At 44.7% G+C, this 25,324-nt stretch carries 20 protein-coding genes; 14 read left to right on the top strand and 6 right to left on the bottom strand.

The features are described from left to right. Positions 1–46: 46 nt before the first annotated feature. Both NSQ66_RS23605 and NSQ66_RS23600 read left to right on the top strand, forming a co-directional pair. The gene (locus NSQ66_RS23605; RefSeq protein WP_036677632.1) at positions 47–802 is read left to right on the top strand and encodes a tRNA threonylcarbamoyladenosine dehydratase; all 756 of its coding nucleotides are present in this window, start codon (positions 47–49) and stop codon (positions 800–802) included. A 239-nt stretch (positions 803–1,041) separates the two neighbouring features. Further along, positions 1,042–2,340 carry an NCS2 family permease gene (locus tag NSQ66_RS23600; RefSeq protein ID WP_036677630.1) on the top strand — a complete coding sequence of 433 codons (1,299 nt, stop codon included), beginning with the start codon at positions 1,042–1,044 and terminating at the stop codon, positions 2,338–2,340. 55 nt (positions 2,341–2,395) lie between these two features. Here NSQ66_RS23600 and NSQ66_RS23595 read toward each other — a convergent pair whose 3' ends face one another. Next, positions 2,396–2,953, bottom strand: a complete 558-nt coding sequence (locus tag NSQ66_RS23595) for a hypothetical protein (protein ID WP_076141542.1) — start codon at positions 2,951–2,953, stop codon at positions 2,396–2,398. A 344-nt stretch (positions 2,954–3,297) separates the two neighbouring features. Here NSQ66_RS23595 and NSQ66_RS23590 point away from each other — a divergent pair, with 344 nt between their 5' ends. From NSQ66_RS23590 to NSQ66_RS23545, 10 genes are all read left to right on the top strand, one after another. After that, the gene (locus tag NSQ66_RS23590) at positions 3,298–5,481 is read left to right on the top strand and encodes a UvrD-helicase domain-containing protein (protein ID WP_076141543.1); all 2,184 of its coding nucleotides are present in this window, start codon (positions 3,298–3,300) and stop codon (positions 5,479–5,481) included. Positions 5,482–5,872: 391 nt separating this feature from the next. Continuing rightward, positions 5,873–6,154, top strand: coding sequence for a CD3324 family protein (locus NSQ66_RS23585; RefSeq protein ID WP_036677625.1), 282 nt, complete (start codon positions 5,873–5,875; stop codon positions 6,152–6,154). A gap of 295 nt (positions 6,155–6,449) precedes the next feature. Next, positions 6,450–7,754 carry a replication-associated recombination protein A gene (locus NSQ66_RS23580; protein WP_036677622.1) on the top strand — a complete coding sequence of 435 codons (1,305 nt, stop codon included), beginning with the start codon at positions 6,450–6,452 and terminating at the stop codon, positions 7,752–7,754. A gap of 380 nt (positions 7,755–8,134) precedes the next feature. Beyond that, entirely contained in the window at positions 8,135–9,151 is a 1,017-nt protein-coding gene (locus NSQ66_RS23575) for an ABC transporter ATP-binding protein (protein WP_036677618.1), read from the top strand. Then, positions 9,138–10,073 (top strand): ATP-binding cassette domain-containing protein, encoded by a 936-nt coding sequence (locus tag NSQ66_RS23570; RefSeq protein ID WP_036677615.1) that lies wholly within the window; start codon positions 9,138–9,140, stop codon positions 10,071–10,073. Before NSQ66_RS23575 ends, NSQ66_RS23570 begins: the two co-directional genes overlap by 14 nt. Positions 10,074–10,077: 4 nt before the next feature. Beyond that, positions 10,078–11,040: an oligopeptide ABC transporter permease gene (gene opp4B / locus NSQ66_RS23565; RefSeq protein ID WP_036677612.1), complete on the top strand. Its 963-nt coding sequence runs from the start codon at positions 10,078–10,080 to the stop codon at positions 11,038–11,040. A gap of 27 nt (positions 11,041–11,067) precedes the next feature. Beyond that, on the top strand, positions 11,068–11,973 hold the full coding sequence (locus tag NSQ66_RS23560; protein ID WP_051490985.1) for an ABC transporter permease: 906 nt from the start codon (positions 11,068–11,070) through the stop codon (positions 11,971–11,973). 19 nt (positions 11,974–11,992) lie between these two features. Further along, on the top strand, positions 11,993–13,843 hold the full coding sequence (locus tag NSQ66_RS23555; RefSeq protein WP_036677608.1) for an oligopeptide ABC transporter substrate-binding protein: 1,851 nt from the start codon (positions 11,993–11,995) through the stop codon (positions 13,841–13,843). A gap of 292 nt (positions 13,844–14,135) precedes the next feature. Beyond that, positions 14,136–16,868, top strand: a complete 2,733-nt coding sequence (locus NSQ66_RS23550) for a glycoside hydrolase family 9 protein (protein WP_076141545.1) — start codon at positions 14,136–14,138, stop codon at positions 16,866–16,868. A 32-nt stretch (positions 16,869–16,900) separates the two neighbouring features. Continuing rightward, positions 16,901–19,885, top strand: a complete 2,985-nt coding sequence (locus NSQ66_RS23545) for a glycoside hydrolase family 48 protein (RefSeq protein ID WP_081386958.1) — start codon at positions 16,901–16,903, stop codon at positions 19,883–19,885. A 363-nt stretch (positions 19,886–20,248) separates the two neighbouring features. Here the strand turns inward: NSQ66_RS23545 and mnmA are convergent, their stop codons facing one another. Next, positions 20,249–21,370, bottom strand: a complete 1,122-nt coding sequence (gene mnmA / locus NSQ66_RS23540; RefSeq protein WP_076141568.1) for a tRNA 2-thiouridine(34) synthase MnmA — start codon at positions 21,368–21,370, stop codon at positions 20,249–20,251. 294 nt (positions 21,371–21,664) lie between these two features. Here mnmA and NSQ66_RS23535 point away from each other — a divergent pair, with 294 nt between their 5' ends. Continuing rightward, positions 21,665–22,084: an Rrf2 family transcriptional regulator gene (locus NSQ66_RS23535; protein WP_036677599.1), complete on the top strand. Its 420-nt coding sequence runs from the start codon at positions 21,665–21,667 to the stop codon at positions 22,082–22,084. A gap of 191 nt (positions 22,085–22,275) precedes the next feature. On the opposite strand, the gene NSQ66_RS23530 is transcribed toward NSQ66_RS23535, so the two are convergent. Genes NSQ66_RS23530 through NSQ66_RS23520 form a run of 3 tightly spaced genes read right to left on the bottom strand, consistent with a single transcriptional unit; the run spans position 22,276 to position 23,861 of the window. Continuing rightward, positions 22,276–22,731, bottom strand: coding sequence for a GNAT family N-acetyltransferase (locus tag NSQ66_RS23530; protein WP_076141546.1), 456 nt, complete (start codon positions 22,729–22,731; stop codon positions 22,276–22,278). Between the two features lie 42 nt (positions 22,732–22,773). Beyond that, positions 22,774–23,418 carry a YitT family protein gene (locus NSQ66_RS23525; protein WP_038572968.1) on the bottom strand — a complete coding sequence of 215 codons (645 nt, stop codon included), beginning with the start codon at positions 23,416–23,418 and terminating at the stop codon, positions 22,774–22,776. Continuing rightward, complete coding sequence (locus tag NSQ66_RS23520; protein WP_076141547.1) at positions 23,415–23,861, bottom strand: GNAT family N-acetyltransferase; 447 nt, start codon at positions 23,859–23,861, stop codon at positions 23,415–23,417. The genes NSQ66_RS23525 and NSQ66_RS23520 overlap by 4 nt, the downstream gene beginning before the upstream one ends. A 128-nt stretch (positions 23,862–23,989) precedes the next feature. Between NSQ66_RS23520 and NSQ66_RS23515 the strand changes: the two genes are divergently transcribed. Beyond that, a complete protein-coding gene (locus tag NSQ66_RS23515; protein WP_036677586.1) occupies positions 23,990–24,442 on the top strand; it encodes a MarR family transcriptional regulator in 453 nt (150 codons plus the stop codon). Between the two features lie 167 nt (positions 24,443–24,609). Here the strand turns inward: NSQ66_RS23515 and NSQ66_RS23510 are convergent, their stop codons facing one another. After that, positions 24,610–25,053, bottom strand: coding sequence for a carboxymuconolactone decarboxylase family protein (locus NSQ66_RS23510; protein WP_076141548.1), 444 nt, complete (start codon positions 25,051–25,053; stop codon positions 24,610–24,612). Positions 25,054–25,324: the final 271 nt, after the last annotated feature.

Here is a 25,324-nt window from a genome sequence, read left to right as displayed (position 1 = left end):
GAGGCAGATTTCTGCTTCGCCATAGCTTTTGAAGGAGGCTGACCTCATGCTGCATCAGTTCTCACGTACGGAACTGGCGATCGGACCGGAAGGTCTGGAGATTATGAAGAACAGCACAGTAGCGGTACTTGGTATCGGCGGTGTTGGCGGTATGGCTGTTGAGGCATTGGCTCGTAGCGGGATCGGCAGACTGATTCTGATTGATAAGGATTCTGTCGACATTACCAATGTGAATCGGCAGATTCACGCACTTACTACTACGGTTGGGCAAAAGAAGGCCGAACTGATGGTGGATCGCGTGAAGCTGATTAATCCGGAATGTGAAGCGATTGCGCTGAACATGTTCTATACGGAAGAAACCTATGAGGAACTGTTCAAGCTGAAACCGGATTATGTGATTGATGCCTCGGATACGATTATCTACAAGGTCCATTTGATTAAAGAATGTCTGTCACGGGGAATTCCTATGATCTCAAGCATGGGCGCTGCCAACAAAATGGATCCTACAAGATTCCAGGTAGCGGACATTTCCAAGACAACGTATGATCCGATTGCCCGTGTCATTCGCCAGAAGCTGCGTAAGGATGGGATTAAGAAAGGCGTGAAGGTGGTCTTCTCTACGGAGCCGCCAATGAAGCCACGTCAGGATGTTACGGACAAGATTGTTCCGGAGAATGCGCCGGATCGACGTAAAGCGAAACAACCGCCAGCCAGCAATTCATTTGTTCCACCGGTAGCCGGCCTAATCATGGTCAGCGTTGCCGTGCGTGATTTGCTTGAGGCTGGAGGCGTCAGCTTGTAAGTGAATCGCTGAGCTGAGGCTGTTTCAATTATAGATATAGGATTAGAGTAATGGACAAAAGGGCGAGTAGCTGGAATCCGGCTGCGTACGCCCTTTTGTTGTCGTTAAACAGGCGGGTTCTGCAAGAAGCAGGCCACAAATAGGCATAATAGCTGAACCGGGATGAACGGCTGATTATTAGATTTATAATCCGGGTAATATCCGCCTGCGGAACTTAATATCAGTGGAGGTTTTTGTACATGAAATCGAATTTTTGGCGAAATAGTGTGGGGCTTGCGCCTGAGAATGACTGGAAACGGGAATGGGCTGCAGGGATTCTCTCCTATTTTGCTTCAGTTTATATTGTTATGGTGAATGCGACGATTCTCCATGACGCGGGGATGCCGCTTAGACCTGCAATGGTGGCTACACTGTTGACTGCTATTACCGGCTGTCTGCTGATGGCTTTTGGCGGGAAGACGCCTATCATCGTGGTTCCGGGGATGGGGATTAACGCATTTTTCACTTATACGCTTGTTCATTCCATGAAGCTGGACTGGAGAGAGGCGCTTACTGTAGTCGTTATAACAGGCGTGTTATTCGCTATCGTGGCCTTTACATCACTTTATCGTATTCTTAGTGAGGCAATTCCCCAAAACCTGCAGCATGCCATTACAGTCGGTATAGGGCTGTTTCTGACTTTTATAGGGCTGCAAAAGAGCGGGATAGTGATTGCCCATCAGACTACTTTTGTTGCCATAGGACATTTTAGTGATCCTGCAGTTATTACATCCTGTGTGACTTTATTGCTGGCTTTAGTGTTATTTATCCGGGGAACTAACGGCGGCCTGCTGATAAGTATGCTGGTTGGTACAGGACTAGCCTATCTTCTGGGAGCTGCACATGCACCGGAAAAACAAGCTTCAGGGCATGTATTCTCAGGTTATGGCGGCCTATTTTTCGGAATGGACTGGAGCGGTATTGTGAGCCTTGTGTTCTGGATTGCTGTATTCCTGTTATTGTTAATCGTTGTATTTGAAAATATCGGTCTTGTAGCCTCACAGACGATGATGGCAGGCCGTCCAGAACGCTTCAAAAGCAGCCTGCGTGCGCTCTCGCTTGCCAATATCGCCGCGGGTCTTTTCGGAAGCAGTCCAGTCGTGGCCGCTGCAGAATCCAATGCAGGAATAGCTGCGGGCGGGCGTTCGGGTCTCACCTCGCTGGTGACAGGGCTTCTATTCGGGGCGACCTTCTTATTCCTTCCGTTGTTATCCTATATTCCCGATAGTGCGATCGCACCGATCCTGATTGTGATCGGCGGACTTATGGTACAGAATGTGCGTGAGATGGACTTGAGTGATTTGACCGAGCTGTTCCCGTCTTTTCTAATCATGGTTATGATTCCATTCACCTATAGCATTGTGGATGGTATGGCTTTTGGTTTTATTACCTACCCAATTGTGAAGCTGGCGCTGGGCAAAGGGAAGGAAGTGCCACCTGCGCTGTATGGGATTGCTGGTTTGTTTGTAGCTAACTTTATTTTGCAGGCTGTGCTATAGTGCGGCATCCAGTTTCTTTGATTGCGAGGGAACTGTTGTTCACTAATCAGCTCTATTAGCCAGCGTTGAAATCAAAGGTATAAATACCGTCGATTGGAGCTAAATGCGCGTAGACGTCGAAATCAAAGGTATAAATACCGTAGATTCGAGCTAAAAGCGCATAGACGCCGAAATCAAAGGTATAAATACCGTTGATTGGAGCTAAAAGCGCGTAGACGACGAAATCAAAGGTATAAATACCGTAGATTCGAGCCGAATACGCGTAGATGTCGAAATCAAAGGTATAGATACCGTTGATTGGAGCTAAATGCGCGTAGACGTCGAAATCAAAGGTATAAATACCGTAGAATGGAGCTAAATGCGCGTAGACGCCGAAATCAAAGGTATAAATACCGTTGATTGGAGCTAAATGCGCGTAGACGCCGAAATCAAAGGTATAAATACCGTTGATTGGAGCTAAATGCTCGTAGAAGTCGAAATCAAAGGTATAAATACCGTTGATTGGAGCCGAACGTGAGCGAACGCTGAAACCAAAGGTATAAATACCGTAGATTCGAGCCGAATACGCGTAGACGTCGAGATCAAAGGTATAAATACCGTAGATTGGAGCCAAATGCGCGTAGAAGTCGAAATCAAAGGTATAAATACCGTAGATTGGAGCTAAATGTGCGTGTACGCCGAAACCAAAGGTATAAATACCGTTGATTGGAGCTAAATGTGCGTGTACGCCGAAACCAAAGGCAAAAACACCTTTGGTGTGTCCTGAATATTCGACGCTTGTGCGAGCTAAGGAGCACCAAAGGGTTTTAGGTTGGAGAACTTATAAGTTTAGTCAAATCATTTGAAAGATTTGGTATTTAAGCGCTGATTGTGCTACAATGGGTATCCTTTTGCGTGAGAAATGGGCGTAGGAGCATGAAAATTTAAGCTCGATAAACTTTTAGGAGGTAACTGAAATTGGAAGACAACTTTCAAAGTGCCTATCAAGAGGAAGAAGACAGGCTGAATCAAGCGCTTACTGAAATTGACACTTTGCTGGAGAAGCTCCAGCAGACACCAGTGTACACGGGACATGACTATACGGAACAGGTGCTGGAAGCGAACCGTGATCAGAAGCGCAAAGATCTTGCCAAGCTTAGGCAGGAGCCTTATTTCGGACGGCTTGATTTTCAAGGCAATGATGAGAATGAACGGAAGGCACTCTATATAGGCAAAATCGGCGTAGACCGTGAGCAGGTAAGCGACCGTCCGCTAGTCATCGACTGGCGCGCACCGGTAGCAAGCCTGTTCTATTCGTTTACCGGCGGTACCGAGCCAGCCTCCTATGAAGCTCCTGAGGGATTGATAGAGGGGCTGGTATACCTCAAACGCAACGTCGTGATTCGGAAGCAAATTCTGGAGCGGGTCGCGGATACGTACAATCGGGAAAGCGATGCACCGATAGTATCAGATGAGTTTCTCGTCTATCGACTTGGGGAGAATAAGGATAATCGCCTACGGGATATCGTATCGACCATACAAGAGGAGCAGGACAAGATTATCCGTGCTGCCAAGAATACAGCGCTGATCATTCAGGGCGTGGCAGGAAGCGGTAAAACAACCGTTGCACTGCACAGGCTTGCTTTTCTGCTGTATCAATACAAGGATCAGGTTTCTGCGGAAAAAATGATCATTTTTGCACCAAACCGGATGTTTTTAGATTACATCTCGGATGTATTGCCTGAGCTCGGGGTAGGTAATATTGCTCAAAGTACATTTCCGGATTGGGCGGCTAATGTACTAGGACTGGAATTGCCGGAACAGGATGCGACAGAGACGATGAACCGCTGGTTCGAAACCCCTGGGGGCATGCCGGTAATTACAGAAGAGACACCGGGGCGCTTCAAGGGTTCCACGGTGCTGATGGGAATCATAGAGTCCAGCATCAAGCTATTGGAAAGCAGCTCCGTACCTGAGGGTGATTTTAGCCCGTGGGAGGGTGCGGTGCTACGCCGTTCTATGATTTTGCGCTGGCATAATGAGGAGTATGCTCCCTATCCTCCAGCTAAGCGCAAGGAACGGGTAATGGCGCGGATTCATCGCTGGATTGAGATGGAACTGAAGAAGAGCCCTTCAGCTGCTGCTATGAAGGATCGCAAGAAAAAAGGCGCGCAGCGAGAGAAGGCTTATAGTGCCAAATGGCCTAAATATGATCCATTAACGATCTATAAGCAAATTTTCCGAGCAGCTAAACTTCCTGAGGATTGGCCGATTGAACCGCCTGAGGAAATTCCGGCAGCTGTACTGAAGGAAACGGCAAAAGAGCTGAAAAAAGGCATCATACGTGAAGAGGATTTACCTCCGCTGCTGTATATCCATTATCTTTTGAACGGTGATGAGGGCGTTACTCGCTTTGACCATGTAGTAATCGATGAGGCTCAGGATTTTTCACCTTTCCAAATTGCCGTTCTGGATTTATATGTGCGAGGCCATTCCTTTACGATCCTGGGTGACCTCTCGCAGGGTATACATGCCTATAAAGGCGTACACGCGTGGGAAGAGATGCAGACGTTGTTTACCCCTGAGAACACGGCTTATCACGCGCTGACACGCAGCTATCGTTCTACTATGGAAATTATAGACTTCGCTAATGGAATTCTATCTTCAGGTGTGGAAAGCTCATTGCTGGCCGTTCCTGTGTTTCGTAGTGGAGATCCCGTGCGTATGATCGCCTACGGCGAGGATAACGGGAAGCTGATAGCTGATGAGCAAGCTCGCTTGCGGACAATAACCTCTGCACTGAAGTCTCTGTCAGGAAGGGAATACCGTACGGTGGCTGTCCTAACAAGAAATCTTCATGAGGCTGCAGAACTATATGCGGAGCTGTCACAGCATTTTGAAGATATTCATCTGATTGATGGCAGTATGACCCAATATCAGGGTGGGCTATCGGTGCTGCCTGTCTATTTATCAAAAGGTTTGGAGTTCGATGCAGTGATCTTAGCAGATGCCGATCAAGACCATTACGGAGCGACGGCTTGGGACGCGAAGCTGATGTATGTCGGCTGTACACGTGCTCTCCATGAGCTGTGGCTGCTCCATAATGGGGAAGTTCCTTCCTATGTGCAAACGGCGGCTGGAAGCGATTCTGAGGGGGAGTAAGACTGGTGGAGAATGGTTATAACTGTTCTTGGTCTTGTAACTCCCCCATAGGTATGGCTTAATAATAAGTGTCCGGCCGGGCAAGAACACTTCTGGAAGGAGGCTGATTGAAATGATTTCAGTATACGAGGTGGTTTCCGTTTAAGACGGAAACCTGCTTAAAGCGAGGAGGCCTTATGGCCTCCTTATTACTAACATAAGAAGTACCACACTTATCCATAAGAACGAAATTTATGAAATCGAATGTAGACGCTACCAAAAGGTTTTTATATAATGAAATTACGGATTTTTCCAAATATGAGGAGAAGAAAGGAGGCAGGTGACGTGATTATAACTAAAAACTTAGTTGACCGACGCATAGGGACACACCTGTTGAAGGAGGAAATGCAAGTTGAGTTATGTAAATGGGAAGGATGTGCTCCCCCCTGGCTTGCTCGAAGAGCTTCAGGGATACATCCAAGGTGAACTGCTCTACATCCCAAAGAGGACGGAAGAGCGGGTTCGATGGGGCGAGAACAGCGGTTCGAGGAAAGAAATAGCGAACCGGAACAAGGAAATTTTCAGTTGTCATCGAAGCGGTGATTCCGTAGCGGAACTTCAGAAGAAGTACCATCTATCGGAAGAAAGCATTCGTAAAATCATATCAAAAATGCGGCTGGCAGTAAATTGCTAGCTTGCAATTCAAGCATAAACGCCTTTGGCGTCCTTATAAGGACGGTAAGCGTTATGCGAGAAATCATAAGGATAAAGTATAGCGTGAAACCTATACTTTCTTATATTTTGAAAAAAGAGCATGGCTCCCGCCTTTCTAAGACGAGATCATGCTCTTTTTATTTTGGCGTAAAATAAGTCTATGCTGATACTGTTACCTTGAACCGGCAGGACATCCTAATCCTTCCCTGTGATATGGTATGATAGAGAGGGATTTATATTGAGCTTTTACAAGAATATAGCAAGGAAGTGGAGTTATGGATTTATTTTCTTTCGGAGAGGACACCGGGGGCGGACGGCTGCTTGCGGACCGGATGAGACCGGAGAATCTTGATGAATATATTGGTCAAGAGCATATCATAGGTCGGGGGAAGCTGCTGCGAAGAGCGATTGAGGCGGATCAAGTCTCTTCGATTTTGCTCTATGGTCCCCCGGGATGCGGTAAGACGACACTCGCGCATATTATTTCTCATCACACACAAGGGGAATTCGTACGTCTGAATGCGGTGGAAGCTACCGTGAAGGATGTACGGGAGGTTATTGAGCGAGCTCAGAACAATCAAACATTGTACGGCACAAAGACGATCCTGTTCCTGGACGAGGTGCATCGATTTAATAGCTCACGCCAGGATGCGCTTTTGCCAGCGGTAGAAAAAGGGACCATCACCTTCATTGGAGCGACTACAGAGAACCCGTTCCATTATGTTAATGGGGCGCTTATGAGCCGCTCCACCTTATTTCAGCTGGAGGCATTAACGAGTGAACACAGTCTGATCGCGATGCGCAGAGCCTTGGCGGACAAAGATAAAGGTCTTGGATTTATGGAGCTTCAGGTCGATGAAGAGGCTTTGTTGCATATTGCAACTATGGCTAATGGAGACATTCGCCGGGCACTAAATGCGCTGGAGCTGGCAGCCCTGACTACCGCGCCGCAAGTTGATGGAAGTGTTCATATTACGCTGGAGGTGGCGGAGGAATCCATTCGGCGCCCCATTGTGAAGGCTGATGAATCGACGCAGTATGATGTGCTATCCGCTTTTCATAAAAGTATCCGCGGTTCCAGCGACGCCGCGTTGTTTTGGTTTCTGTATGCGGTAGAAAAGCTTGGAATGGACCCTATGACTTTTATTCGGCGCCTGATTGCAGCCAGCAGTGAGGATATCGGCCTGGCTAATCCCCAAGCTATGGTTCAAGCGGTGAGTGCGCTGGATGCTTATCGAAACAATGGTTGGCCAGAGGCGAAGCTGAACATTGCCCAAGCTATTCTTTTTGCCGTGGAGAGTCCGAAGTCTAATGCTGTGGTTATGGCTATTTCCAATGCAATGGCAAGTATGGATGAGATCAAATCAGCGGAGGTACCGCTGCATCTGCGTGATACGCACTATAAAGGCGCAACTGCGTTAGGGCATGAAGGATATCAATATCCGCACAATTTTCCGGGGCATTATGTAAAGCAGGAGTATTTGCCTAAGGAGATTTCTCAGCGTGTTTTTTATCAAGCAACTGAGCAAGGCAACGAGATTAAGATTCGTCATAATCAAAAGCTTCGGCGGGAGCAGTAACCCAGCTAGCGACTGTAATACCTTCCAATTTCATGCTGGAAAGCAAAAGATTTTAACTTTCAGACGAACTAAATAATTCCCGAAAAAAGGCGGCCTAGAGCCGTTTTTTTGTTGCCTACGTTACTTTTGATCACATCGATTGAAAATTTTTTATAGGAAAAGATTGATAATTTACCATAAGTTAATTAAAATGAACTACAAAGTTACGAGATGTTCATTTTTATTTCCGATTGAACTACTGGTAGTATTCTTAATGGTGTTAATTATCATCACATTGGTTATTTCAAAATGTTTCATGAAAATCAACACTATTTATATCAAAATTTACATAATATTTTCATTGTGTTAATTTTGAAATCCTTGTCGTTAGGGTGATGAATATGGGCGAAGAACTACTAGAAATCAAAAATTTGTCGACATCGTTCAGAATTGCAGACGACTATTATGCTGCGGTTGATGATGTTACCCTGTCTGTTCGCAAAAATGAAATTCTGGCTATCGTTGGAGAGTCTGGTTCAGGAAAAAGTGCGCTCGCCTTTTCAATTATGGGGCTGCACACCAGAGCCAAAATTGACGGACAAATCAAATACAAGGGCCAGGACATCGTTACCATGTCTCCTGCTGCACTAAACAAGCTGCGCGGCCAAGAAATGTCTATGATTTTTCAAGATCCTTTATCCGCTTTAAACCCGCTAATGATCATCGGCTCACAGATTGAAGAAGTACTTATCCTACACGATTCCAAGCTTTCTAAGAAACAGAGAAAAGAGAAGGTCATTGATCTTTTGACCAAGGTTGGAATTTCCCGTCCCGAGCATACATATCAGCAGTACCCCCACGAATTATCCGGTGGCATGAGGCAGCGGGTGGTTATCGCCATTGCGATAGCCAATGGACCCAAGCTTTTGATCGCCGACGAACCTACTACAGCACTAGATGTGACTATCCAATTACAAATCCTTGAACTTATTAAAAAATTAAAAAACGATATGGAAGCAGGCATTATCTTAATCACTCATGACTTAGGGGTTGTAAGCGAAATGGCTGACCGTGTTGCGGTGATGTATGCCGGACAAATCGTCGAAATCGCAGATATTTTTACGTTGACGTCTAATCCGAAACATCCGTATACGAGATCCTTATTAAACTCCATTCCAACGGCAAAAGAAGAGAAATCCAGATTGCATGTGATTCAGGGGATTGTTCCACCACTGCAAAACCTTCCGCGTAAGGGCTGCCGTTTCTCGGCACGGACGCCTTGGATTCCTGAATCGGAGCATGAGGAGAACCCACAGCTGCATGAAGTCGCACCCGGACATTTCGTTCGCTGCACCTGTTATAACAATTTCCATTTCCCTGATACTAACGAGGAGGCAATCCACAATGGGACTTCTTGAGGTTAAAAATTTAGCAGTACATTTTCCAATCCACGGCGGTGTTTTTCGAAGGGAAGTTGGCGTAGTTAAGGCTGTCGATAATGTTAATTTTACCATTGAAGCTGGGCAAACCTATGGTCTGGTTGGTGAATCTGGTTCCGGGAAGACGACAACGGGTCGCGCGATTATAGGTCTTAATTCTATTACTAGCGGCAGCGTGATTTTTGAAGGGCAAGATTTGGCCTTGAGGGGTGTACGTAAGCAAAGAAATGTCCGCAAAGACATTCAGATGATCTTTCAGGATCCGTACTCTTCCTTAAATCCTAAGAAGCGTGTACTCGATATTATTGCAGAACCGTTGCGTAATTTCGAAAAAATGTCTCCAGGGGAAGAAAAACGCCGGGTGCAGGAATTGCTTTTACAGGTAGGCTTAAGTCCTGAGAACATCCTGAAATATCCGCATGAATTTTCTGGCGGCCAGCGGCAGCGGATCGGAATTGCCAGAGCAATTGCACTCAAGCCAAAGCTTATTATTGCTGACGAGCCGGTATCTGCGCTAGATGTCTCAGTACAGGCACAAGTGCTTAACTTCATGCAGGACATTCAAAAAGAGCTGAATCTTACTTTTCTATTTATCAGTCATGATCTCGGGATCATCAGGCATATGTGCGATCACATAGGGATTATGTATAAAGGACGACATGTGGAGCAAGGGACTGCTAAAGATATTTTTGACAATCCTCAGCATATTTATACCAAACGACTCATTGCCGCCATTCCTGATATTGATCCGAAACAGAGAGAAAAGCAGACGGAGTTTAGAAAATCAGTAAGCAAGGAATATGAACAAGCGCACCGGAATTATTTTGATGAAGAAGGCATGGCTTATCCATTAAAATCAATTTCCGAGACTCATCTGGTAGCCTTGCCTGAGAAAGGTTGAGAATATGTGGAAGATTATCGTTCGTAGAATTCTTATAATGATCCCTCAAGTAGTTCTATTAAGTATTCTTGTTTTTCTTATGGCGAAGGCGATGCCTGGTGACGCACTTTCAGGAATGCTTGATCCGAATATTGACCCGGCGGCCATTGATGCGATGAGAGAAAAGCTCGGTTTAAATGATCCATGGTACATCCAGTACTGGGATTGGATCACTAAAGCGATACAAGGGGATTTCGGCCAGTCCTTCCGTTTCAAAATGCCGGTCTCAGAGCTAATCGGTCAACGCCTGATGAATACCCTTTGGCTGGCCATTGTTACGCTGATTCTTACATACCTTATTGCTATCCCGCTTGGTATTACCAGCGGACGTTATAACGATTCGTGGCTGGATCGCTTGATAACTGGCTATACCTATATTGGATTTGCTGCACCGTTGTTTATATTTGCACTCTTAATGGTATGGGTTTTCGGGTTTCATTTTCATTGGTTTCCTACCAGCGGCAGTGTCAGTCCCGGGGAAGTTCCAGGTACACTAAGTCACTTCTGGAGTAAATTCTATCATCTGCTTCTGCCTGCGCTATCTATGGCGCTAATTGCAACGGTTGGGACTGTACAATATCTGAGAAATGAGATCATTGATACGAAGCAAAAAGATTTCATTCTCACTGCTAGAGCTAAAGGGGCTTCGGAGTCACGCGTATACAATCGTCATATTTTGAGAAACTCCTTGCTGCCGATCGCTGCATTTTTTGGATATGAGATCACTGGACTAATCGGTGGTACGGTGTTCGTTGAAACGATCTTCAGCTATCCAGGAATGGGTTTGCTGTTTCTAAGTTCGATAACGATTCGGGATTTCAGCGTGGTAACAGCTCTTGTTCTTCTGTATGGGGTTGCTTCCATCGTCGGTGCGTTGTTATCAGACATTATTTTAAGTATCGTAGATCCTCGTATCCGGATTAAATAAGAAGATGAACACTTTGGGGTGAATGAAATGGCAAAGACGAGCGCAGAGATAGCTCTGCTGCAGGAAACTGATAAAAGTCCATCGGGCTTCAAAATTGTTTGGCGGGAGATGGTGCGGGATAAGCTGGCACTGATCTCATTGATTTTCCTATTTACGATTATTGCTGCTGTATATGGGATCTCCTTATTTTTAGATCAGAAAGAAATTGTCACGGTTGACTTGTTCGCCCTATATGAGAAGCCTTCGGCTGTGCATTGGCTGGGGACTGATTATGGAGGACGGGATGTATTCGGTCAATTAATTATAGGAACACGAAATTCCATGTCTATTGCCTTTATGGTTACTTTTTTTACGGGAATTATCGGTATTCTGGTAGGTTTAGTCTCAGGTTACTTTGGGGGAACGGTAGATAATGTCGCGATGCGTATTGTGGATTTCTTCATGATTCTACCTTTTCTAATGATTGTTATAGCTTTTGTCAGCGCAGTTCCTAAGTACAATACATTGACCTTCTCCTTTATCATGACAGCATTTCTTTGGATGGGGATTGCCAGGCTAATTCGTTCCAAGACATTGCAAGAGAAGGAATTGGATTATGTTCAGGCATCTAAGACCCTAGGCTCCTCCAATCTAAAAATTATGTTCACGCAAGTTCTGCCGAACTTAAGCTCTATCATTATCGTAACGATGACCTTGAATCTGGCAGCTAATATTGGATTGGAATCAGGCCTATCCTTTCTAGGTTTTGGTTTTCCAGAAAGTACACCCAGTCTGGGTACTCTAGTAAGCTATGCGAGAAATCCGCAGACCCTTGAGTTCAGATGGTGGATCTGGTTACCCGCATCATTGCTGATCCTGGTATTGATGTTGAGTATAAATAATGTGGGTCAAGCGCTTAAACGTGCGACCGACGCAAGACAAAGAAAAGGATAATAAGGGAGGAAATGATTAAATGAGAAAAGCCATTCGTTCAAAAGCTTTACTAGTTTCATTAATGTTTGTAATGTTGTTCGCTCTTGCGGCTTGCGGCTCCAAGAACAACAACGAAGCGGCTGAATCAACAGCAGCTCCTAGCGCCAGCGCACCTGCGGCAACTGCAGAAGCAACGGCCGCGCCTGAGGCAGAAGACGGACTTTATAACATTAAAGATTTTAGTAACGTTAAGACTAACCAAGGTGAAGCTATTGACGGAGGGACAATTACATTTGGACTTGTTTCCGATAGTCCATTTGAAGGTACTTTGAACTGGAACTTCTATTCTGGAGATCCAGATGCTCAAGTTCTGAACTGGTTTGATGAAGGTTTGTTAACTTGGGATAAAGACTATGTATATACTAATGATGGTGCGGCTACTTATGAAGTTGCAGAAGATGGACGGACCTTTACCTTTACGATTCGCGACAATGTAAACTGGCAGGATGGTAAGCCAGTAACGGCTGAAGACTGGTTGTTCGCCCATGAAGTTATTGGTAATCCTGCTTATGATGGTCCTCGTTATGGTTCTGACTTCACTAATATTGAAGGCATGGATGAGTACCATTCCGGTAAAGCCAAGACCATATCCGGGATTAAAGTGCTGGGTGATAAGAAACTGCAGATTACTTATAAGCAATCTACACCTTCCTTGTTAACGGGTAGCGTATGGATTTATCCATTAGCCAAACATATCTTTGGCGGCATGGATGTTGCCAAAATCTCCTCTTCCCCTGAAGTCCGCCAAAAGCCAATTGGCTTCGGAGCTTTTAAAGTAGAGAGCATCGTTCCTGGTGAGTCTGTAGTATTTGTTAAGAATGAAGATTACTGGCGCGGAGCCCCAAAACTGGATAAAGTAATTTTGAAGGTTATCAACCCAACAACGATTGTACAAGAACTGAAATCTGGCGGAGTTGACTTGGTGGATTCCTTCCCTATTGATCAATTCCCGGATAATGCAAAGATGTCAAACGTTGAATTCCTGGGTGCGGTTGATCGTGCTTATACGTATATAGGCTTTAAGCTTGGTAAATGGGATGCAGAGAAAAAAGTTGTTGCAACAGATCCTAAAGCTAAAATGGCGGATGTAAATCTGCGTAAAGCCATGTGGGCTGCTGTAGATAATGATACTGTCGGTAAGAAGTTTTATAATGGACTTCGCTGGAATGCGACTACGTTGATCCCACCTTCCCATCCTGAATTCCATGATGCTTCCAATCCAGGTGTAGCTTATGATCCAGAAGCAGCTAAGAAGATCCTGGATGACGCTGGTTACAAACTAAACGGTGAATTTAGAACGAATCCAGATGGCAGCGAGCTGAAGATTAATTTCATTTCGATGACTGGTGGAGACATTGCTGAGCCGCTGGCTCAATATTATGTACAATCCTGGAAAGCGATTGGTCTGAATGTAACTTTGGAAATGGTAGAGTTTAATACCTTCTATGATCGCATAGGTCAAAATGGTGAGGATGATCCTACTGTTGATGTGTACCAAGGCGCTTGGGGTGTAGGGATTGACGTTGACCCATCAGGTCTGTATGGCAAAGATGCAATCTATAACTTCCCGCGTTACTCGAGTGCAGAGAACGATCGTTTGCTCGCCGAAGGGATCTCCGAGGCTGCATTTGATGTAGACAAACGTAAAGAAATCTATAAAGAGTGGCAACAATTTATGGTTGATGAGATTCCAGTATTCCCAACACTTTATCGTGCTGTAATAGTGCCAGTTAATAACCGCGTCCTGAATTATTGGGCTGTTGGTGATGGAGTTGAAATCTATTATAACGACATTGCGGTTTCTGCAGATAAAGCTGCGGTAGCTCAGTAAGAGGGTATTAATGAACAGCAGTTCAAGGAGAGATCCTGAGCTGCTGTTTTTTATTTTTCATTAAATTAACAATAATTCCTATATTTTGTGCATTATTTACTGTAAAAATATAGTGTTTTAATGAAATATATGGTATATTTTGGGTGAGAGCGAAACTTTCGCTTAAATATAGCTCTTAGAGAGAGGTGAGTGGATGATCGCAATGACGGGTACCTGATTCAAGTGAGGGAGGTGTTACGGGACTGAGGTGTAATCTTTCTTGTGGCATTCACTGAAGAGAGGGGCAGTAGAAATGATCAAGAGGTATAGGAAACAAGGACTGGTGATCAGTTTGTTGTTTACGCTTACATTTTGTTCAAATGCTGCATTTCAACCGGCGATAGCAGAGGCGGCGGCCGGAGACTATAACTATGCGGAGGTTCTTCAAAAATCTATTTATTTCTACGAAACCCAGCGGTCTGGTGAATTGCCAGATAACAATCGGGTGGAATGGCGGGGCGATTCCGGTCTTTTGGACGGGGCGGATGTGGGACATGATCTGACTGGTGGTTGGTATGATGCCGGTGATCACGTTAAATTCGGTCTGCCTATGGCTTATTCTACGACGATGCTGGCGTGGTCGGTTTATGAGTACAAGCAAGGATATGAGGGGTCTGGGCAGCTGGAGGAAATATTAGACAATATTCGCTGGGCAACCGATTATTTTGTAAAAGCTCATACTGCTCCTAACGAGCTGTGGGGACAAGTTGGTAACGGAACAACCGATCATAATTGGTGGGGACCCGCAGAAGTCATGCAGATGCAGAGACCTTCCTACAAAATTGATGCCACTCATCCCGGATCAGATCTTGCCGCAGAAACAGCTGCAGCGTTAGCTTCAGCATCCATTATTTTCAGGGATACGGATGCCGTATATGCGGACAAGCTGCTGCTGCATGCTAAACAGCTTTATAATTTTGCTGACACTTACCGCGGCTCCTATTCCGATAGCATTACCGATGCCAAACAATATTATAATTCTTGGAGCGGTTATGCGGATGAATTGAGCTGGGGGGCTGTCTGGTTGTATTTGGCGACTAACGATCAGCAGTATCTCAATAAGGCTATTGCAGCAAGTGATCAATGGGGAACGAATCAGGCTGGAAACTGGGGTTATCAGTGGACGCAGTCTTGGGACGACAAGCATTATGGCGCTCAATTACTGTTGGCACGAATCACCGGGCAGACCAAGTTCATTCAATCCACTGAACGGAATATGCAGTATTGGACGACTGGAGTGGGTGGAACAAGTGACCGTGTTGCCTATACACCTGGCGGACTAGCCCATCTGGATCAATGGGGCGCATTGCGTTATGCAGCCAATCAGGCTTTTATAGCCTTCGTTTACTCGGACTGGGTGAGCGATCCGGTGAAGAAAGATACGGCGCGTTCTTTCGCGGAGAGACAAATTACGTATATGCTTGGCGACAATCCACGAAACAGCAGTTATGTTATCGGTTATGGTAATAATTCTCCTCAGCATCCCCATCATCGAACCTCACATGGATCATGGAATGATAGTCAGACCGTTCCGGTAAATCATCGCCATGTCTTGTACGGAGCGCTAGTTGGAGGCCCGTCCAAAACAGACAGCTACACCGACTCCATTAACGATTATGTCTCGAATGAAGTTGCAACCGATTACAATGCAGCTTTTACAGGAGCTATTGCAAAAATGGTGCTGCTGCATGGACAAGGGCAACAGCCGCTTGCACAATTTCCACCTGCAGAGACACGTGAAGATGAGATGTTTGTCGAAGCCTCTGTGAATGCTAGTGGCAGCAACTTCGTAGAGATTCGAGCATTGCTGAATAACCGTACGGGCTGGCCGGCACGGGCCAGTAAAGAGATGTCTTTTAACTACTATGTGGATCTTAGTGAAGCGATAGCGGCTGGTTATGCTCCTGAGGATATTACGGTTACGGCGGGAGGCTACAATCAGGGTGGAACGGTGTCTGCACTTCAGCCTTACGATGCAGCTAACCATATCTACTATACTAAGGTTGATTTTACAGGTACTTTGATTTATCCGGGTGGACAATCTGCTCATCGTAAGGAGATTCAATTCCGAATTGCAGCCCCGCTGAACACTAACTTCTGGAATAATGCTAATGATTATTCATTCCAAGGTGTGGCAGCTCAAGGAGCAACTCCTGTAAAAACAGCGAACATTCCGGTGTTTGATGCAGGTGTGCACATGTATGGAGAACTTCCAGCGGGTGGTGGACAACCTGGAGAACCTCAAGTCCCTGCACGTCCGACTAATGTTCAGGCAGTAGCAGGTAATGGGACTGTCCATTTGACTTGGAATGCCATTAGCGGGGTTAGTGAATATACCGTTAAACGCAGTGAAGTGAGTGGAGGCCCGTATACGGTGCTTGAGAATGTCATGGGAACGGATTACATGGATAGTGGACGGGTGAACGGAACCACTTATTATTATGTGATCACTGCCACGAATAGTGTAGGGGAGAGCTTGCCATCTATACAGGTTAGTGCCAAACCCCAAGAACCAACACAGCCCACAACGGGGAATTTGAAGGTGCAATATCGTACGAATGATACGAATGCCAGTGATGGACAGCTGCGCCCTCAGTTCCGAATTATGAATACAGGAACCGAGTCTGTGGCACTTAGCGGCTTGAAGCTGCGTTATTATTTCACTGTGGATGGGGATAAACCACAACAGTTTCATTGTGATTATGCTGTAGTGGGCAGTGGTAATTTAAGCGGCAGTTTTGTTAAGCTGAATCCCGCCAGTACGGGCGCGGATTATTATCTGGAGATTTCTTTTGGTGCAGGGGCTGGAAGCGTAGCGCCTGGTGGAGATAGCGGCGAGATTCAGGCTCGCACCAATAAGACGGACTGGACGGCTTACAATGAAACGGATGATTATTCCTACAGCGCGGTTCAGCAGACATTTGCCGATTGGAATAAAGTTACACTTTATCAAGGTGAAACACTTGTATGGGGCTTAGAACCATAAATATATCCAAGAGAGGGAGCTTGCCTAAGATGATGAAATTGAGCTTAATAAAGAAGCCTGTTTCTGTAATGATGGCCGCAGTCCTGTTTCTCTCACTCATGACCGGTCTATTTAATTTTAGACCTCAGACTGCTCACGCTTCTACTACGGAGCAGACGCGATTTCTGCAATTATATGCGCAGCTAAAAGACCCCGCAAATGGTTATTTCTCTGCTGAAGGAGTACCTTATCATGCGGTAGAGACCTTGATGAGTGAAGCCCCTGATTACGGACATATGACGACCTCAGAAGCTTACAGTTATTGGATGTGGCTTGAGGTACTCTATGGTTATCACACAGGGGACTGGACTAAGCTGGAATCAGCTTGGGACAACATGGAGAAGTATATCATCCCTATTAACGAAGGTGATGGCAAGGAAGAACAGCCAACCATGAGTTATTACAATCCGAACAGCCCGGCTACGTATGCAGCGGAGCATGCTCAGCCGGATCAGTATCCAAGTCAGCTAGGTGGCCAGTATGCAGCAGGTAAAGATCCGCTAGATGCTGAATTGAAGGCGACGTATGGCAACAACCAGACCTACTTGATGCACTGGCTGGTAGACGTGGACAACTGGTACGGCTTCGGCAACTTGCTGAATCCTACGCATACAGCCGCTTATGTGAATACATTCCAACGGGGTGAACAAGAGTCCGTTTGGGAGGCGGTCCCTCACCCGTCTCAAGATGACAAAACGTTCGGAAAAGCAAACGAAGGCTTCATGAGCCTGTTCACAAAAGAAGCTAACGTGCCTTCCGCTCAATGGCGTTACACGAATGCTACAGATGCCGATGCACGGGCAGTACAAGCAATGTACTGGGCTAAAGAGCTCGGCTACAACAATACAGTGTATTTGAATAAAGCTAAGAAAATGGGCGATTTCCTGCGGTACGGTATGTATGATAAATACTTCCAAAAAGTAGGAAGTGCAGCTACTGACGGCACACCTGATGCCGGGACTGGCAAAGATTCCAATCAATATCTTCTGGCTTGGTATACCGCATGGGGCGGTGGAATTGGAGCTACAGGAAACTGGGCTTGGAGAATCGGGGCGAGCCATGCCCACCAAGGGTATCAGAATGTCGTGGCTGCCTACGCACTTTCTGATTCGGATGGTGGTCTGATCCCGTCATCAGCTACAGCTGGACAGGATTGGGAAAATTCTCTGAAACGTCAATTGGAATTCTATACTTGGCTGCAGTCCTCTGAAGGGGCAATTGCCGGAGGAGCGACCAATAGTTATCAAGGCGCCTACAAGGCTTATCCAGCCGGAACCAGTACTTTTTATGGCATGGCATATGACGAAGCTCCAGTCTACCACGATCCTCCATCCAATAACTGGTTCGGGATGCAGGCATGGAGTGTGGAGCGGGTAGCAGAGCTGTACTATATCCTTGCTTCTAACGGAGACACTACATCTGAAAACTTTCAAATGGCAAAACAAGTTATAGAAAATTGGGTAGATTGGTCTAAAGATTATGCCTTTGCCAACAAACGTCCAGTTACGGATGCTGAAGGTTACTACCTGAACAGTCAAGGTAATCGAATTCTTGGAGGAGACAACCCACAAGTGGCAACAGTCTCTGCACCAGGAGAGTTCTGGATTCCAGGTAATGTGGAATGGACAGGACAACCTAATACGTGGAATGGCTTCAGTGGTTCTGCAGCAAACAGTAACCTGAAAGCCGTAACTAAGAGTCCAAGCCAAGATACAGGTGTACTGGGCAGCTATATTAAGGCACTTACCTTCTATGCGGCTGGCACCAAAGCTGAACATGGCAGCTACAGTACTCTGGGAGGAGAGGCTCAGGTACTGGCTAAATCTTTGTTAGACACGGCATGGGGTTATAACGATGGAGTTGGTATTGCAACTACCGAAAGCCGTGGAGATTATTCTCGCTATTTCACTAAAGAAGTCTATTTCCCAAGCGGTTGGACAGGTACATTCGGCCAAGGAAATACGATCCCTGGTTCATCTACAGTGCCTTCCGATCCAGCTAAAGGCGGAAACGGGGTATACGCAAGCTATACCGATATCCGTCCAAATATCGTGAATGACTCCAAGTGGCAATATTTGCTGGACAAATACAATACTTCTTTTAATAAAGTGACTAAAACTTGGGACAATGGAGCCCCTGAATTTACCTACCATCGCTTCTGGTCGCAAGTAGATATGGCAACTGCTTATGCTGAATACGATCGACTGATCAACAGCAGTGTGCCTACTGAGCCAGTAGCTCCAAAAGCACCTTCCAAACCAAGTGTGGTCGCTGGTAACAAAGTTGTAGATCTTAGTTGGAACAACGTAACTGGAGCTACTAGCTACACTGTGAAAAGAGCTGCGACAACTGGTGGCCCTTACAGCGATGTGGCTGTTGTCACTCAGGCGACTTACAATGACGCTTCAGTGGTTAACGGTACGGATTACTACTACGTAGTTAGTGCTTCCAACGTGGTTGGAGAGAGCCCAAATTCGCTTGAGGTTCACGCCAAGCCTATTGATGTGCCGATTCCGGTACAAGGAGATTTGCTGGTGAAATACCGGACAAGTGATACCAATCCGGGAGATATTCAGTTCCGCCCGCAGCTGCAAATTGTTAACAATGGGGATACGGCTGTAGCGCTTAGCGATGTAAAGCTGCGGTATTATTACACGATTGATGGCGATAAACCTCAACAATTTAATGTTGACTATGCTAACATCGGTGGAAGTAATATACAGGGAACATTCGTGAAGGTGGACCCTGCCAAAACTGGAGCGGATTATTATTTAGAAATCTCCTTCGGCGCAGGTGCAGGCAGTCTTGCACCGGGAGCCAACACGGGTGATATCCAGATCCGGGTCAACAAAACGGATTGGAGCAATTACAACGAGGTTGGAGACTACTCTTATGATCCTGCCAAAACATCGTACACGGAATGGAATCATGTGCTGTTGTATTTGAATGGTGATCTAGCATGGGGACTTGAGCCTTAAAGTCTAAATAAGGGAAGCCCTAGCCATTTGGCTGGGGCTTTTTTTAGTAATTGGCTAGTTAGCGACTGCGACTAAATGTGGCTTCATATCCATTTTAATTGTATTTCCTACAACTAAAATACACCCTAGCCGCGCCAACGTAATTTAGTTGCACTTCATACAACTATTTATCAGTATATGGGTATTTATTGAGGTATAAGCTCAGTTTAACTGTACAATATACAACTAAAACCCAAAAAGAAATAAAAAAGCACGAAATAGCTGTATTAAATACAACTATTTCGTGCTTTTGGTATGTTAGTTAGATATTGTGAGTTACTACGATTACTTGTAGATAGGCTTTTATAGAAGCTTGGCTTACATTCACACTTGTGCTGAAGGAACAACCTTCTGCGCGTATTCTATCGTTCCGCCGCCGAGACATTGCTCGCCGAGATAGAAGACAACGGCTTGACCAGGTGTGATAGCTTTTTGTGGAACATCAAAGGCTACATTTATTGTTCCATCTTCACGCGCTGTAAGGGTCACGCCTTGATCTGGCTGGCGATACCGGAACTTGGCGGTGCATTTCAGCGGCTCTTGCCCAAGCTCTTGACCGTCAATCCAGTTAACACCGGAAGCAATCAGGCTAGTAGAGTACAGGCTATGGTGCTTGTCTCCTTGTACTACATAAAGAATGTTGCGGCTAAGGTCTTTCTCAGCTACAAACCACGGTTCGCCGTTGCCAGAGCCACCAATACCAAGGCCTTGGCGTTGGCCTAACGTGTAATACATAAGTCCGTCGTGGCGGCCTTTGATCTCTCCAGTTACTATGTCAACCATATCGCCAGCTTGTGCCGGGAGATATTGACTGAGGAATTCGCGGAAGTTGCGCTCGCCGATAAAGCAGACGCCTGTGCTATCTTTTTTCTTGGCAGTGTAAAGTCCTGCTTCTTCAGCAATTCTCCGCACTTCAGGTTTCGGCAGATGTCCAATAGGGAACATTGTTTTAGAGAGTTGATGTTGCCCCAGTGCATTCAGGAAATAGGTTTGATCCTTATTGTTGTCTACGCCGCGGAGCAGCTTGTACACACCATCTTCTTCTATAACACGTGCGTAATGTCCAGTTGCGACATAATCGGCACCAAGCTGAAGAGCTTTGTTCAAAAATTCTCCAAACTTAATCTCGCGGTTGCACATGACGTCAGGATTTGGCGTCCGGCCGGCCTTATATTCATCGAGAAAATAAGAAAATACCTTATCAAAGTATTCCTTCTCGAAATTAACGGTATAGTAAGGAATATCAATCTGCTCGCATACGCGGCGAACATCCTCTGCATCGCTTTCGGCCGTACATACTCCGAATTCGTCGGTATCGTCCCAGTTCTTCATGAAGATGCCGATGACGTCATAGCCCTGCTGCTTGAGCAGAAGCGCCGTGACGGAGGAATCGACCCCTCCGGACATGCCGACGACGACACGGGTGTCTTGTTTTGCTTTTGTCATCGTAATCACCATTTCTGTACCCAAAATACCGGTCATTCATGGAACACCCGGCTCAAAATGTATTATAACATACCTGTCTACTCTAAACCTCTGAAATAAGAGACTGGAAACAACAAAATGTCCACCTGGGGTGAACATTCTCGTAAAATGTTTCGTTTACCATTTCATTTGTGACTTCGGATATGATAACATAAACTGAGAGTAATTATCGGAATACCTTGATATGACAATCAAAATGACTTGCCGAATCAATAGTATACAATAATCAGACATTAAACTGAAAGAGGTGCCCCTTTGAAAATATCAACCAAAGGTCGTTACGGACTAACAATTATGATGGAGCTTGCACTGAAATTTGGTGAAGGACCAACTTCACTTAAGAGTATCGCTGAGAAAAATGGTCTTTCCGAGCATTATCTGGAGCAACTAATTGCTCCTCTGCGCAATGCAGGGCTTGTAAAAAGTATTCGTGGAGCATATGGCGGATACATTTTGTCGCGTGAGGCGAACGCTATCACTGCCGGTGATATCATCCGTGTGCTGGAGGGCCCTATCTCTCCTGTAGACTTCACGGAAGAGGACGATGCAGCGAAACGGGATTTATGGTTGCGTATTCGTGACAGCATTGCCGATGTGCTGGATTCCACAACACTTTATGATTTGATTAACTACAAAGAAGAGAGTTTGGCTGACAATTACATGTTTTATATTTAGTCCTCGAATGAAAGATATTCCAAAAAAAAATGTGTCAACGTTTAGGCTCCCATTTGGGAGTCTTTTTTTATCTGCGATTCTATTTGTTCTTACGCTTATTAAAGAGCGCGATCCAGCAGCAAGAGGCTCCGATGAACGCTGCGAGAATCGGTATCCATTGATTAGTAGTCAAATTAGCATCTCCATAGTGCTTATAATTCTTTCGTCATAAAAACACTATAGGGGTCTTCAATGTAATCTGCAAACGGACTGCAGTATTCAAATCCATATTGTTCATATAATTTTCTAGCTGCTTCGAACCCTTCAGTGGATCCGGTTTCTAAGCTCAGCCGCCGATAGCCTTGTTGCTTAGCTTCCTTAATGATATGGGCAAGCATTTTAGATGCAATGCCCTTCCTAAGATGCTTGGTAGAAGTACGCATGGATTTGATTTCACCATGATGGCTACCCAGGTCTTTAAGAGCACCGCAACCTAAGAGTTCGCCCTGCTCCCAGGCGCTCCAGAAGGTAATTTCAGGTGTTTTTAATTTATCTAAATTCAACGCATGTACACTCTCTGGCGGGGATTGCTCAAACATGCTCTGCAGATGTTCACTGATCAATGCTATGATTTCGGTTCCGGTTAAGTTATCGATTCTAAACTCCATATTATTCACTCCCAATGATAAGATTATGGTTTGCTCTATATATCATATTTCTTTAGCGGAGTCCGCTGTTGTATGTTGTAGCAATCGGTCCAAGGCTTTCTGTATAAGTGGCATAAAGTAATTAAGAATTAAGCCGCCTAAACAAATGGTAAGTAGAGTGCCAATCCCAATAGGCCCATTGAAAATAATGGCGGCAAATAAGAAAACCAGATAAATGATTGTTTTAGTAAATAGTATACTAAGCCTAGTTATCGTTTGCAGTACTAATGTTAGTCGGTCCACTGGAATCGGTGCGAAATTTGCGTACAAATAAATGGATGTACCTAATCCAATTGCGATTAAGCCTAAACCATAAAAGGCGATTTTACTGATCCACAGATTAGGCTCGATCAGATTGTTTAACAAAAAAAGCCACATATCGATACCAATGCCTGCTATAAATGCAGTTACCAACCCTAATAATTCTGGTCTTTGCTTGGATAAACATGAATTACATCCAATCAATAGGCATGCGATCAGCACTTCCCAACTGCCTACTGTAAGACCGACATTTTGGGATAGACCGACTAAAAGTGCATCAAAAGGTGACGCTCCAAGATCGGAGATTATTGTTAGTGAAACGCCTAGGGTTAAGATGAAAATTCCGCAAGTGAAAATGGAAAACGTAGTTACACTAAACTTCTTCATTCTATTGAAGCAGAAAGATCTTTAATCATTAAAAGATGAGGGATGCCATCCTCCATAAATTCAGTAGATGAAGCCCGATAACCAAGTTTCTTATAGAACCCCTCTGCCTGAGTTTGCCCGTGCAATTTAACCTTTTGATGCCCCTTTTCAACCACGATCTCTTCTAATGCAGAAAAAATTTTTTTCCCAATTCCAAATTTACGATAAGGTTCTAGGATGCAAATACGCTCTAACTTACCTAATCCATCAAGAAAGCGGATCCTTCCTGTGGCAACTGGTTGCCCATCATAATAGGCGAGAACATGCTCACATTCTCCATTCAGCGTATCGAATTCATCAAATTCATCATTAAGGGGTACGCCTTGTTCCTCAACAAATACTTTTTTTCTTATTGAAAATGCAGCTTCAAGTTCCTCGATTAGTGTAATTCTTTTAAGATTCATTCTTGCTTACTCCATTCTGTATTTGTTTTTTTTAGGAAAAACGTCATAATGAATTAACGACAATTATAAGTATATATATAATCAATATTGTTGTAAATACAACATTATTGGAACTGGTAGGTGATTGAATGAAGGAGATACTTCGTGAAGTTGGAATGATAGCGAGGGCATTAGATTCCATAAGTAATATAGAGTTCAAGGAATTAGAGCTTACAAAGGGGCAGTATTTATATCTGGTCCGGATATATGAGAATCCAGGTATTATTCAAGAAAAGCTGTCGGAAATGATAAAGGTGGACCGAACAACAGCAGCGCGTGCGATTCAGAAACTTGAAATCCAAGGTTTTATTGAAAAGAAAGACGATGAAACGAACAAAAAAATAAAAAGGTTATTCACAACTGAAAAAGGTAAACAAGCCTATTCTTTTCTGAAGAGAGAAGGGGAACATACCGATTTGGTTGCGTTAGCAGGATTATCTGAAAAAGAAACGGAAGTATTGTTTCAACTCTTGCAAAGGGTTAGGAAAAATGTTGAGGTTGAGTGGGAATACGTAAAGAAGGGAAATAAAAGAGAGTACTAAAATCAGCAATTGTTATTGAACTAACCCAACGCGATCGCATGAAAAAATGCCTTGCTAGTGATAATACTGGCAGGGCATGTTAATGTGATGATCTATATATCAACGGAGCCGTGGAACGTGCGGAGCGGAGAATAAAAAAAACACCCTAAGGTGTTCTTTGAGGGTAATTATTGTTCTGCGGGTGTATTTCCCATTGCAATAGAAATTCTGTTCCAACTGTTGATTTGATTAATGACCAGTACAAGATCAATATATTGTTTCTCATCGTATTGTTCACGTACTCGTTTATATAGCTCATCAGGAACTCTTTTGGAAGGGATTAGCGTAATATGCTCAGATAGTTCGAGAGCAACCTTCTCTTCAGGTGTATAAAAAGTACATTCCTCCCAAACATTTAAACAATAAATTCGTTGTTCGATTTCACCCATTTTACGAGCTTCGGATGTATGCATATCTATGCAGAAAGCACATCCGTTAATTTGAGAAACTCTGATTTTGATAAGTTCTCTTGTAGTCCGATTAATCGTAGATTTTTTGGTGTACATCTCCATATCCATCATGATTTTCATACCCTCAGGTGCAACTTCATTGTAGGCAACTCTTTGACTCATTTGGCAAGACTCCTTAGGCTTTAGTTTAGGAATAGTATAACTTTATTTTAACACTATTATTCTTTATATGCGAACATTTGTGCTTATTTACTTATGAGAAGGCAGAAATCACCCGATGACCTCTGCATTGGTATACATAATGTTCCAAATCTAGTATTCTAGTAAGAAGATTTTATACGGATGATGTGAAATACATAGGAGCCCGTAATGAGACGTAGTTAACATAATAATACTCAAAATGAGGTGTTTTAAAATGGGCAAGAATTATCGT

Source organism: Paenibacillus sp. FSL H3-0329, from assembly GCF_037963285.1.
GTDB lineage: Bacteria > Bacillota > Bacilli > Paenibacillales > Paenibacillaceae > Paenibacillus_AQ > Paenibacillus_AQ odorifer.
Note: the sequence above shows the minus strand (reverse complement) of the source record. Positions and strands in the feature narration are given on the sequence as shown.

What these genes read in the sequence shown, in the direction of transcription:
- NSQ66_RS23605 (WP_036677632.1), top strand. Translation starts at nt 47, where the DNA reads ATGCTGCATCAGTTCTCACGTACGGAACTGGCGATCGGACCGGAAGGT.
- NSQ66_RS23600 (WP_036677630.1), top strand. Translation starts at nt 1,042, where the DNA reads ATGAAATCGAATTTTTGGCGAAATAGTGTGGGGCTTGCGCCTGAGAAT.
- NSQ66_RS23580 (WP_036677622.1), top strand. Translation starts at nt 6,450, where the DNA reads ATGGATTTATTTTCTTTCGGAGAGGACACCGGGGGCGGACGGCTGCTT.
- NSQ66_RS23575 (WP_036677618.1), top strand. Translation starts at nt 8,135, where the DNA reads ATGGGCGAAGAACTACTAGAAATCAAAAATTTGTCGACATCGTTCAGA.
- NSQ66_RS23570 (WP_036677615.1), top strand. Translation starts at nt 9,138, where the DNA reads ATGGGACTTCTTGAGGTTAAAAATTTAGCAGTACATTTTCCAATCCAC.
- opp4B (WP_036677612.1), top strand. Translation starts at nt 10,078, where the DNA reads ATGTGGAAGATTATCGTTCGTAGAATTCTTATAATGATCCCTCAAGTA.
- NSQ66_RS23560 (WP_051490985.1), top strand. Translation starts at nt 11,068, where the DNA reads ATGGCAAAGACGAGCGCAGAGATAGCTCTGCTGCAGGAAACTGATAAA.
- NSQ66_RS23555 (WP_036677608.1), top strand. Translation starts at nt 11,993, where the DNA reads ATGAGAAAAGCCATTCGTTCAAAAGCTTTACTAGTTTCATTAATGTTT.
- NSQ66_RS23550 (WP_076141545.1), top strand. Translation starts at nt 14,136, where the DNA reads ATGATCAAGAGGTATAGGAAACAAGGACTGGTGATCAGTTTGTTGTTT.
- NSQ66_RS23545 (WP_081386958.1), top strand. Translation starts at nt 16,901, where the DNA reads ATGAAATTGAGCTTAATAAAGAAGCCTGTTTCTGTAATGATGGCCGCA.
- mnmA (WP_076141568.1), bottom strand. Translation starts at nt 21,370, where the DNA reads ATGACAAAAGCAAAACAAGACACCCGTGTCGTCGTCGGCATGTCCGGA.
- NSQ66_RS23530 (WP_076141546.1), bottom strand. Translation starts at nt 22,731, where the DNA reads ATGGAGTTTAGAATCGATAACTTAACCGGAACCGAAATCATAGCATTG.
- NSQ66_RS23525 (WP_038572968.1), bottom strand. Translation starts at nt 23,418, where the DNA reads ATGAAGAAGTTTAGTGTAACTACGTTTTCCATTTTCACTTGCGGAATT.
- NSQ66_RS23520 (WP_076141547.1), bottom strand. Translation starts at nt 23,861, where the DNA reads ATGAATCTTAAAAGAATTACACTAATCGAGGAACTTGAAGCTGCATTT.
- NSQ66_RS23515 (WP_036677586.1), top strand. Translation starts at nt 23,990, where the DNA reads ATGAAGGAGATACTTCGTGAAGTTGGAATGATAGCGAGGGCATTAGAT.
- NSQ66_RS23510 (WP_076141548.1), bottom strand. Translation starts at nt 25,053, where the DNA reads ATGAGTCAAAGAGTTGCCTACAATGAAGTTGCACCTGAGGGTATGAAA.